A 10,466-nucleotide genomic window follows, 5' to 3' on the forward strand; every position below is an offset into this window, starting at 1 on the left:
CGCGATGTCGGCGCCGAACTTGCGCAACACCTCGCCACGGAAGTAAGCGCGCGTGTCCGACGGTGGGTTGGAGATAGCGTCGAGGACCTGCTGCTCGGTAACGAGGCGTTCCATCGAGCCGCGCGCAACCAGCCTGTTGTACAAACCTTTGTCGAGGCGAACGTCCGAGTACTGCAAGTCGACAAGGTGTAACCGCGGCGCCGACCATCCGAGCCCCTCGCGCTGGCGGAAGCCTTCGAGCAGACGCAGTTTGGCGGGCCAGTCGAGCAGGTTCGCGCACTCCATCGGATCTCGCTCCAAGAGATCCAGCACCATCGCCCACTTGTCCAGGATGTCGGCTACGCGGGGGTCGTTCTTGCCCTCACTCGCCACGAACTTGGCCACTCGCTGGTGATAGATCCGCTGCAACGCAAGGGCCGTCAGCTCGCGACCGTCGGCAAGTGCGACCGCCTGACGAAGTGTCGGGTCGTGGCTGATCTGGTGCACTGCCGTGACAGGTCGGGCCAACTGGAGATCGGACAGGTCCACACCCGCCTCGATGATGTCGAGAACCAGAGCCGTCGTGCCGACCTTGAGGTAGGTTGCCATCTCGGCGAGGTTTGCGTCGCCGATGATGCAGTGCAACCGGCGATACTTGTCGGCATCTGCATGAGGTTCGTCGCGAGTGTTGATGATGCCGCGCTTGAGCGTCGTTTCGAGCCCGACCTCGACTTCGATGTAGTCGGCTCGCTGGGACAGCTGAAACCCGGCCTCGTCGCCGGACTGCCCGATCCCGACGCGCCCTGAACCGGTGATCACCTGGCGCGAGGCGAAGAACGGCGACAGTCCTGCGATGACAGCCGAGAACGGCGTCGCTCGTGACATCAGGTAGTTCTCGTGGGTGCCGTAGGACGCACCCTTGCCGTCGACGTTGTTCTTGTACAGCTGCAGTCTCGGTGCGCCGGGAACGCTGGAAGCGTGGCGGGCAGCGGCTTCCATGACTCGCTCACCGGCTTTGTCCCAGATGACGGCATCGAGCGGGTCGCGAACCTCGGGGGCGGAGTACTCGGGGTGCGCGTGGTCGACGTAGAGGCGAGCGCCGTTGGTGAGGATCATGTTCGCCGCACCGACCTCGTCGGCATCGATCACCGGCGCCGGACCGCTGAATCTACCCAAGTCGAAACCACGGGCATCTCGCAACGGCGATTCGACCTCGTAGTCCCACCGGGTTCGCTTCGCGCGCGGGACGCCGGCCGCCGCCGCGTAGGCGAGCACAGCCTGTGTCGATGTAAGGATCGGATTGGCCGTCGGTTCGGTCGGTGAGGAAATTCCGTACTCGACCTCGATGCCGATGATGCGCTCCATAGGGCCGAGCCTAGGTGATCGGCGGCGCCGGACTCGAACGAGCGTCGGCGACCGTGCGGCAGGCGTTCCGATCCGAGCACGAGAAAACGCTGCCCGCGACCATCGTGACGGCCGCGGGCAGCGTTTTCGGTTCGCGTAGCTTACAGATACTGACCGGTGTTGGATTCTGTGTCGATCGCGCGTGAGGCGCTCGCGTTCTTCCCAGTGACCAACGTTCGGATGTACACGATTCGTTCACCCTTCTTGCCCGAGATTCGCGCCCAGTCGTCCGGGTTGGTCGTGTTGGGCAGATCCTCGTTCTCGGCGAATTCGTCCACGATCGAATCGAAGAGGTGCTGAACACGAAGGCCTGGAGTTCCCGACTCGAGGACCGACTTGATCGCGTACTTCTTCGACCTGTCGACGATGTTCTGAATCATCGCTCCCGAGTTGAAGTCCTTGAAGTACAGAACCTCCTTGTCACCGTTGGCGTAAGTGACCTCGAGGAAACGATTGTCCTCGCTTTCGGCGTACATGCGATCGACGACGCGCTCGATCATCGCGCGAATGCATGCGACACGATCGCCACCGAATTCGGCGAGATCGTCGGCGTTGACCGGCAACGAGTCGGTCAGGTACTTCGAGAAGATGTCCTGAGCGGATTCGGCATCCGGTCGTTCGATCTTGATCTTCACGTCGAGCCTGCCGGGACGCAGGATTGCCGGGTCGATCATGTCCTCGCGGTTGGACGCGCCGATCACGATGACGTTCTCCAACCCCTCGACACCGTCGATCTCGGCCAGGAGCTGCGGAACCACCGTGGTTTCGACGTCCGAGGACACTCCGGAACCACGGGTGCGGAAGATCGAGTCCATCTCGTCGAAGAAGACGATGACCGGTGTACCTTCCGACGCCTTCTCTCTCGCGCGCTGGAAGATCATTCGAATGTGGCGTTCGGTCTCGCCGACGAACTTGTTGAGCAACTCCGGGCCCTTGATGTTGAGGAAGAACGACTTGGCTTCCTTCGCATCCTGGCCACGTGCTTCGGCGATCTTCTTCGCGAGCGAATTAGCGACGGCCTTGGCGATGAGCGTCTTGCCGCATCCTGGAGGCCCGTAGAGCAGAACGCCTTTCGGTGGCCGCAGTGAGTACTCGCGGAACAGGTCCTTGTGCAGGAAGGGCAACTCGACCGCGTCGCGAATCTGTTCGATCTGACGCCCGAGACCACCGATGTCCTCGTAGCCGACATCGGGCACTTCCTCGAGCACAAGGTCCTCGACTTCGGCCTTCGGAACGCGCTCGAAGGCGTACCCAGCCTTGGTGTCGACGAGGAGGGAGTCACCCGGACGCAGCCTGCGCGACGGCTCGTCGGGATCTTCCGGAGTGTCGTCGTTGGCCATCTCGTAGAGCGGCTTGGCCAACCACACGACACGTTCTTCGTCGGCGTGGCCAACCACGAGAGCGCGTGTTCCGTCCCCGAGAAGTTCGCGCAGAGTGCTGATCTCACCGATCTGCTCGAACGACCCGGCCTCGACGATGGTGAGTGCCTCGTTGAGCCGAACTGTCTGGCCAGGCGCGAGGACATCGGCTTCGATGTTGGGCGAGCATGCCAATCGCATCTTGCGCCCGGAGGTGAAGACGTCGACGGTGTCGTCCTCGTGGACCGCCATCAGAATGCCGTAGCCACTCGGCGGTTGGCCGAGCCGGTCCACTTCCTCCCGCAACGCGATCAGCTGTTGGCGGGCTTCCTTGAGCGTGTCCATCAGCTTGGAATTGCGCAACGACAACGAGTCGATGCGGGCCTCCAGCTCGCGCACATGCTCCGGCGGTTCACCGAGTTGACCGAGCTGACGCCGTAGGGACGCTGCCTCGGAGCGTAGATCCTCGAGTTCTGCCCTGGCCGCAGCCGAATCCGGATTGTCTGTTGAGCTCATGAGCGACTCCTCCCAGTCCCGATCTACCAACGCTACCGGCACATACGCAAAAGTGCGTGGGGACACGTTCTCGCAGTGGTCCTCGATCGCACGAGGAAGCCTCGGGACCGACGACTTTTGCCATGTTAGCCTCACCTGAAATGCACGCGTACATGCTGCACAGAAGAGGGGCTTCACCAGTGAAAATGCGCACATCTTCCGCTTTCGTCGCGCTCGCGGCTACGCTCGTCGCTGCCGGTTGCAGCTCGGGAGAAGATTCCGATCACAGTTCGGAACCTTCGTCGTCGGCGACTTCGGACACGTCCTCGACCACAGCGGTGGCCGACGCGACTGCTCCGACCGTCAAGGAGCTCACCGACTCCTTGGCCCTTGTCGTCGCCCCGGACGTCGACGCCGCAACGAAAGCGGCCGACATCGAGAACGGGCAAGCGCGCCTGGCGAATCTGGAGCAAATGACGGCCGCCCTCGCCAACTACGGCGCGATCACTTTCGAAGTCCAAGAGCCTACGGTCGAAGGCGAGACCGCGACTGCGCTCGTCGCAATTGCGACGCCGCGCGGGACGGCAGCTCCGACCCCCAATACCTGGGTCCTGATCGACGGCCACTGGAAGGTGTCCGAAACCAGTGCCTGCCAGCTGCTGGCGATGGGCCAGGCTCCCTGCGTCTAGCTCAGCCCTTGCCGGACCTTCGCTGTGGCTTCGGGGTGACGGTCCCGGCCGCCAATTTTCGAGCGCTGATGAGAAAGGCGGTGTGTCCCTGCATCCGATGCTCGGGACGCACCGCCAAACCGACGACATGCCACCCTCGAACGATGGATTCCCACGACCGTGGCTCGGTCCAGCATTCCTGCGCGCGGAGCGCCTCGACGACACGCGACAGCTGCGTGACGGTGGCGACATAGACGATCAACACACCGCCCGGCACGAGAGCATCCGATACGGCGGGTAGCGCGTCCCACGGCGCCAGCATGTCCAAGATCACTCGATCGACGGTCTCCCCTGGATGGTCGACACCGAATTGATCGATGTCGGCGACGGTGAGGTCCCAGTTGGGCGGGCGCTCCCCGAAGAACGTCTCGACGTTCTTCACCGCGTAGTCGGCGTGATCCTGGCGGATCTCGTACGAGATGACGGTCCCTGTCGTTCCCACGGCTCGGAGCAAGGAACACGTGAGCGCGCCCGAGCCCGCACCGGCCTCGAGTACGCGTGCGCCGGGAAAGACGTCACCTTCGTGCACTATCTGCGCGGCATCCTTCGGGTAGATGACCTGCGCGCCGCGCGGCATCGACAACACATAGTCGGTGAGCAGGGGCCGAAGAGCGAGGTACGGAGTTCCGTTCACCGAGGTGACGACGCTGCCCTCGTCCGCGCCGATCAACGCGTCGTGTGTGATGCCACCGCGGTGCGTGTGGAATTCCTTGCCTGCGTCGAGAACGACCGTGTAGTGCCGGCCTTTGCCGTCCGTCAGCTGGACGCGATCTCCGACTCGGAACGGGCCGCTTCGTGCGGGGCCGGCGGGGACGGCTTCCGTGATCTCGTCCGAAGACACAGCCGACTACCTCTTTCGATGAACTGATGTGGTGCAGTCGGTCCGGGTTTGGACTGGCGACTCGGCTGCCCAGACTACGGCCTTGCGCAGTTCTGTCGGTCCACGGGCTTAGTGTGCAGGGCGTGAGTATTACCGATACGCCCGCGCCGCTTGCCCCGATCAGCCCCACCAGGCGTAGCAAGCCGGCACTCTCACCGTCACGCGCCAGCGACTTCAAACAGTGTCCGCTGCTCTACCGGTTTCGGGCCATCGACCGGATCCCCGAGAAGTCGACCACGGCACAGGTCAAAGGCACCGTAGTTCACGCAGCACTCGAAGCGTTGTACGGGATGCCCACCGCGGCACGCCATTCGGACACCGCAGTCGGTCTCGTCGAGTCCGCGTGGGATCGTGTCCGCACCGAGTCTCCGGACGTCGCCGACTTCATTGCCGACAACGACCTCGCCACACTGCTCGAGCAGGCGCGTGACCTCGTCGCGGGGTACTACGAGATGGAAGACCCGACTCGATTCGATCCGGAATCGTGCGAGCAGCGCGTCGAGATCGATCTCGACGACGGGACCCCGCTGCGCGGTTTCATAGACCGCATCGACGTGGCGCCCAACGGAATGGTGCGCGTGGTGGACTACAAGACGGGCAAAGCTCCTCGGGAATTCACCGAGGCAAAGGCGCTTTTCCAGATGAAGTTCTACGCCTTGGTCGTCATGCGCATGCGTGGCATTGTCCCGGCTCAGCTCAAGTTGATGTACCTCGCGGACAAACAGTCCCTGACTTACACCCCGGACGAGGGTGAACTGCTCCGGTTCGAACGGATGTTGTCGGCGATCTGGAAGGCCATTCTCGTAGCAGGGAAAACGGGAGACTTTCAGCCCAAGCGAGGCAAGTTGTGCACATGGTGCGATCACCAAGCTCTGTGCCCCGAGTTCGGTGGAACTCCCCCGACATACCCCGGTTGGCCCGAGGTCGCAGCAGCAGTAGTAGAAGCAGAAGTAGCGAGCACACACGCATGAACGAGAACGCATTTTTCGTACCTCTCGGTGTGAATGCGGCGGGCAACGAGGTGTTCGGTGCCACAGAGCGATCCATCGGCACCTGGACCTCTACCATGCAGCACGGGGCACCACCGTCGGCGCTGCTGGTACGCGCTCTGGAGCGGATCGGCGCACGCGAGGATGTACGCGTCACCCGAGTCGTGATAGAGCTTCTCGGCCCGGTGCCTATCGCGGACATCGAAGTCAGATCATGGGTCGAACGGCCGGGCAAGAATATCGAACTGGTAGTTGCCGAGCTGTGGGCACGCACCGAGGGCGGTACAGAACGTGCAGTCGCCCGAGGAACCGCGTGGAGATTGGCCACCGAGGACACCTCGAACGTCGTGCATGCGGCGGACGTCCCGCTGAAGCCGCTCTCGGAAACCACACCCCATGTGTGGGGCAAGTCGTGGAACAGCGGATACATCGACAACGTGGACATTCGCGCGATCACCGAGAGCGGCGGAGCAGGACCAGGTCAGGTATGGGCCACTCCGACAACGAGTCTGGTGTTGGGCGAGACCATGACACCACTCGAGCGCCTGTTCTCCGTGGCAGACATCGCCAACGGCATCGGCGCCAAACTCGACATCGACCGCTGGACATTCCTCAACACCGACCTCACCGTTCACCTGTTCCGCATCCCGGACGGCGAATGGATCGGCCTCTCAGCCGAAACATCCACCGGTCCAGATGGTTTCGCGATGTCGGCTGGAGTTCTACACGACCACCTCGGACCTGTGGGGCGTATCGCACAGACCGTGTTGGTGCGTCCGCGAAATCGAACCTGAGGTCAGAAAGCTCGGCAGGACCTGATGTCCGAAGCCAGAATGGCCTTCGCGCCGAGGTCGGCCAGATCGTCCATCACCGTGTTGTGAACCTTGCGAGACACCATGGCGCGCACCGCGATCCAATTCTCATCCGCCATCGGGGACAGCGTCGGCGACTCGATGCCGGGAGTGATCTTCACAGCCTCGTCGAGAATGGATTTCGGGCAGTCGTAGTCGAGCATCAGGTACTGCTGCGCGAATACGACGCCCTGCACACGCGCGATCAGCTGCTTGCGAGTCTTGTCGGTGCTGGCGCTTCCGGCGCGCTCGATCAGCACACCCTCGGAGTCGCACAGCGACTCGCCGAAGGCGACCAAGTTGTTCTGTCGGAGCGAGCGACCCGACTCGACGACGTCGGCGATCGCATCCGCCACGCCGAGCTGGATAGAGATCTCGACCGCACCGTCCAGACGAATGACGGTCGCTTCCAGCCCGCGGGAGGCGAGGTCTGCCTTGACGAGGTTGGGATACGACGTCGCGATGCGCAGCCCGCCGAGATCGTCAGTGGACCAGTCCTTGCCCTGCGGGGCCGCATAGCGGAACGTCGAACGGCCGAAACCGAGAGAGAGCAACTCGTCGACCGGAGCCCCGGAGTCCAACGCCAGATCGCGTCCCGTGATACCGAGGTCGAGCTGGCCCGACCCGACGTAGATCGCGATGTCTTTCGGGCGTAGGAAGAAGAATTCGACGCCGTTGGCTGGATCGAGGACGGTCAGATCCTTCGAGTCGCTACGTCGCCGGTATCCGGCTTCCTGCAAGATCTCGGCGGAGGATTCGGAGAGGGCGCCCTTGTTGGGAACTGCTACACGCAACATTGCGAGGTCCTTAGGTCAGAAGAAGTACGAGGTGAGAGGGCGTGCCGCTCGAAACGAGCACGCTCACAGATGTCGGTAGACGTCGTCGAGCGTCAGACCGCGCCCCACCATGAGAACCTGAACCCAGTACAGCAACTGCGAAATCTCCTCGGCGAGTGCCTCGTCACCCTCGTGCTCGGCGGCGATCCAGACTTCACCCGCCTCTTCGATGATCTTCTTACCCTGGGCATGCACGCCTGCATCCAACGCAGCAACGGTGCCCGAGCCCTCGGGGCGGGTGACAGCGCGGTCGGTCAGCTCGGCGAACAGGGAGTCGAAGGTCTTCACGGTTAGCGATTCTTTCATGACGAGGTGGCCGAGCGTGCATCGCACCACGCGGACCGCAACTCCTCCGCGCTGATCCCGACGAGCGAATCGCGGAGGACGTATCCGGGCTCGGCCGACACTTCGACTTCGGAGGGCACGAGCAGTACCGAGCACCCCGCTCGGAACGCGGCCAGCGAACCGGTCGGAGAATCCTCGACCGCGAGACAGTGCGACGGGTCGAGTCCGAGTAGGGACGCACCCAGGAGGTACGGCGCCGGATGCGGCTTGCCTTCTTCGACCTCGTCACCGCTGACGGTGAAGTCGAAGTACTCACGCCCGATCGTCTCCAGAGCGGTCTCGACGAGTCCACGTTCGGTATTGGTCACCAATGCGGTGCCCAGACCCATCTCACGCGCGAGCCCTAGGGCGTCCTTGGCACCGGGGCGCCATGGGATACCCTCGGAAAACAGCTGCCCGACACGGTCCGTCAACCAGTTGCGGGCCCATCCCAAAGACTGCTCGGTCGCTTCGGTTCCCGTGTGGGCGAACACTTTTCGCAGCGCTCCGTGCATGGAATTGCCGAGTGTGCTCGTTCGAACCTCCGCGGTCAACACTCGACCCAGTTCGAGAGACAGCTCGGCAACCGCGACGTCCCAGATCTTCTCCGAATCCAGCAAGGTTCCGTCCATGTCCCACAGGACGCCCCGCAAATCGGACACATTCGACGCAGTGGGTTCAGACATTGAAATACTTGGCCTCCGGGTGGTGCAGTACGAATGCGTCGGTGGACTGCTCGGGATGCAATTGCAACTCCTCGGACAGTTTGACGCCGATTCGTTCTGGTTCGAGTAGTGCCGCGAGCTTGATGCGATCCTCCAGGTCCGGGCATGCTCCGTACCCGAACGAGTAACGCGCACCTCGATATTCGAGTTTGAAGTATCCCTCCGCGTCCGCGGGATCTTCTGCTGCAACGGTGCGGCCGCCGGTCAATTTCAGTTCCTCGCGAACACGGCGATGCCAATACTCGGCGAGCGCTTCGGTCAGCTGTACGCCGATTCCGTGCACTTCGAGGTAGTCGCGATACGCATCGGCCGCGAACAGTTCGTTGGCGAAGTCGGCAATGGGCTGACCCATTGTCACGAGGTTCATCGGCAGCACGTCGACCTGCCCGCTCTCGCGAGCAGACGCACGGGAGCGAACGAAGTCGGCGATGCACAGGAATCGATCTCGCTGCTGACGCGGAAAGGTGAACCTGTACCGCTCGGGAGCATCGGGGGTCGGCTCGGTGAGCACGACGACATCGTCACCTTCGGACACCGCCGGGAAATAGCCGTACACCAGAGCCGCATGCGCGAGAATTCCGTCGGTACTGAGCCTGTCGAGCCAATAACGGAGTCGGGGCTTGCCTTCCGACTCCACCAGATCCTCGTACGTGGCGCCTTCGCCTTTACGTGCGCCGCGAAGACCCCACTGACCGAGGAACAGAGCCCGCTCGTCGAGCAGCCCCGAATACTCCGCCAACGACACACCCTTGACGATGCGAGTACCCCAGAACGGCGGTACCGGAGTCTCGACGTCCGCGGCGACATCCGACCTCTCCGGAACGACGACCGGAACCGCAGCGGCCTTGCGCTGCTCGGCAATTCGTCGCGACCGCTCGTGTCGAGTCTTACGCTCCTCTGCCTTGGCCCGCGCTTCCAGCGCCTCCGGGCTGTCGGGCGCCGGTCCCCCGCCGCGCTTGGTGGTCATGATCGTGTCCATCAGCCGCAGACCTTCGAATGCGTCGCGTGCGTAGTGCACATCGCCCTGGTAGACGTCCTGCAGGTCGTTCTCGACGTAGGACCGCGTCAGAGCAGCACCACCCAGCAGCACGGGGAACTGCTCGGCGACACCCTTGTTGTTGAGTTCGATCAAATTGTCCTTCATGACCACTGTCGACTTCACCAGCAGCCCTGACATTCCGATCACGTCGGCGCGTTTGTCGATCGCCGCTTCGAGAATGGTCGAGATGGGTTGCTTGATACCGAGATTGACGACCTCGTAGCCGTTGTTACTGAGGATGATGTCCACGAGGTTCTTGCCGATGTCGTGCACGTCGCCCTTGACGGTGCCCAGAACGATCCGGCCCTTTCCGTCGTCGTCCGTGGCTTCCATATGTGGTTCGAGGTACGCGACAGCGGCTTTCATGACTTCGGCGGAGGCCAGCACGAACGGCAGCTGCATCTGGCCTGAACCGAACAGCTCGCCGACCGTCTTCATCCCGGACAGCAAGGTCTCGTTGATGATTTCCAGCGGCGGCTTCTGGTCCATTGCGGCATCGAGATCGGCGTCCAGACCGTTGCGTTCGCCGTCGACTATGCGGCGCTCCAGTCGCTCGAAGAGCGGCAACCGACCGAGTTCCTCGGCGCGAGATTCACGAGCAGACGCCGCCGAGACACCCTCGAAGAGCTGCATGAGCTTCTGCAGCGGGTCGTAGCCTTCGGAGCGGCGATCGTAGACCAGATCCAGTGCGGTCTCACGCTGGTCGTCGGGAATCTTGTTCATCGGCAGAATCTTCGACGCGTGCACGATGGCTGTGTCGAGTCCGGCTTCGGTGCATTCGTGCAGAAATACCGAGTTGAGGACCTGTCGGGCGGCCGCGTTCAGTCCGAACGAGATGTTGGACAGACCGAGCGTCGT

At 62.8% G+C, this 10,466-nt stretch carries 10 protein-coding genes; 3 read left to right on the plus strand and 7 right to left on the minus strand.

Annotated elements, in window-relative coordinates; translation table 11 throughout:
- The coding region (dop, locus tag A2J03_RS01105; RefSeq protein WP_068368553.1) for a depupylase/deamidase Dop at window positions 1-1,344 on the minus strand (1,344 nt) is incomplete at its 3' end.
- 140 nt (window positions 1,345-1,484) lie between these two features.
- Entirely contained in the window at window positions 1,485-3,257 is a 1,773-nt protein-coding gene (arc, locus tag A2J03_RS01110; protein WP_068368555.1) for a proteasome ATPase, read from the minus strand.
- A gap of 185 nt (window positions 3,258-3,442) precedes the next feature.
- Between arc and A2J03_RS01115 the strand changes: the two genes are divergently transcribed.
- Window positions 3,443-3,925 carry a hypothetical protein gene (locus A2J03_RS01115; protein WP_082897511.1) on the plus strand — a complete coding sequence of 161 codons (483 nt, stop codon included), beginning with the start codon at window positions 3,443-3,445 and terminating at the stop codon, window positions 3,923-3,925.
- 1 nt (window position 3,926) lies between these two features.
- Here A2J03_RS01115 and A2J03_RS01120 read toward each other — a convergent pair whose 3' ends face one another.
- Window positions 3,927-4,805 (minus strand): tRNA (adenine-N1)-methyltransferase, encoded by an 879-nt coding sequence (locus A2J03_RS01120; protein WP_068368558.1) that lies wholly within the window; start codon window positions 4,803-4,805, stop codon window positions 3,927-3,929.
- 122 nt (window positions 4,806-4,927) lie between these two features.
- Here A2J03_RS01120 and A2J03_RS01125 point away from each other — a divergent pair, with 122 nt between their 5' ends.
- Both A2J03_RS01125 and A2J03_RS01130 read left to right on the plus strand, forming a co-directional pair.
- Window positions 4,928-5,815, plus strand: coding sequence for a RecB family exonuclease (locus tag A2J03_RS01125; RefSeq protein WP_068368561.1), 888 nt, complete (start codon window positions 4,928-4,930; stop codon window positions 5,813-5,815).
- Entirely contained in the window at window positions 5,812-6,627 is an 816-nt protein-coding gene (locus tag A2J03_RS01130; RefSeq protein ID WP_068368565.1) for a thioesterase family protein, read from the plus strand. The genes A2J03_RS01125 and A2J03_RS01130 overlap by 4 nt, the downstream gene beginning before the upstream one ends.
- Before the next feature lie 2 nt (window positions 6,628-6,629).
- Here the strand turns inward: A2J03_RS01130 and hisG are convergent, their stop codons facing one another.
- The 4 genes from hisG to A2J03_RS01150 form a co-directional block, all read right to left on the minus strand.
- Window positions 6,630-7,481, minus strand: coding sequence for an ATP phosphoribosyltransferase (gene hisG / locus A2J03_RS01135; protein WP_068368568.1), 852 nt, complete (start codon window positions 7,479-7,481; stop codon window positions 6,630-6,632).
- Between the two features lie 63 nt (window positions 7,482-7,544).
- Window positions 7,545-7,826 carry a phosphoribosyl-ATP diphosphatase gene (locus A2J03_RS01140; RefSeq protein ID WP_156520128.1) on the minus strand — a complete coding sequence of 94 codons (282 nt, stop codon included), beginning with the start codon at window positions 7,824-7,826 and terminating at the stop codon, window positions 7,545-7,547.
- Complete coding sequence (locus tag A2J03_RS01145; protein WP_068368571.1) at window positions 7,823-8,530, minus strand: HAD family hydrolase; 708 nt, start codon at window positions 8,528-8,530, stop codon at window positions 7,823-7,825. Before A2J03_RS01145 ends, A2J03_RS01140 begins: the two co-directional genes overlap by 4 nt.
- Window positions 8,523-10,466: vitamin B12 dependent-methionine synthase activation domain-containing protein (locus A2J03_RS01150; protein WP_197480548.1), on the minus strand; the 1,944-nt coding region annotated here is incomplete at its 5' end. The genes A2J03_RS01150 and A2J03_RS01145, both read right to left, overlap by 8 nt.

It is taken from the genome of Rhodococcus sp. EPR-157 (genome assembly GCF_001647195.1).
Taxonomy (GTDB): domain Bacteria; phylum Actinomycetota; class Actinomycetes; order Mycobacteriales; family Mycobacteriaceae; genus Rhodococcoides.

Excerpts from the sequence above, each read along its gene's own strand:
- arc (WP_068368555.1), bottom strand. The coding sequence starts at position 3,257 with ATGAGCTCAACAGACAATCCGGATTCGGCTGCGGCCAGGGCAGAACTC.
- A2J03_RS01115 (WP_082897511.1), top strand. The coding sequence starts at position 3,443 with ATGCGCACATCTTCCGCTTTCGTCGCGCTCGCGGCTACGCTCGTCGCT.
- A2J03_RS01130 (WP_068368565.1), top strand. The coding sequence starts at position 5,812 with ATGAACGAGAACGCATTTTTCGTACCTCTCGGTGTGAATGCGGCGGGC.
- hisG (WP_068368568.1), bottom strand. The coding sequence starts at position 7,481 with ATGTTGCGTGTAGCAGTTCCCAACAAGGGCGCCCTCTCCGAATCCTCC.
- A2J03_RS01140 (WP_156520128.1), bottom strand. The coding sequence starts at position 7,826 with ATGAAAGAATCGCTAACCGTGAAGACCTTCGACTCCCTGTTCGCCGAG.
- A2J03_RS01145 (WP_068368571.1), bottom strand. The coding sequence starts at position 8,530 with ATGTCTGAACCCACTGCGTCGAATGTGTCCGATTTGCGGGGCGTCCTG.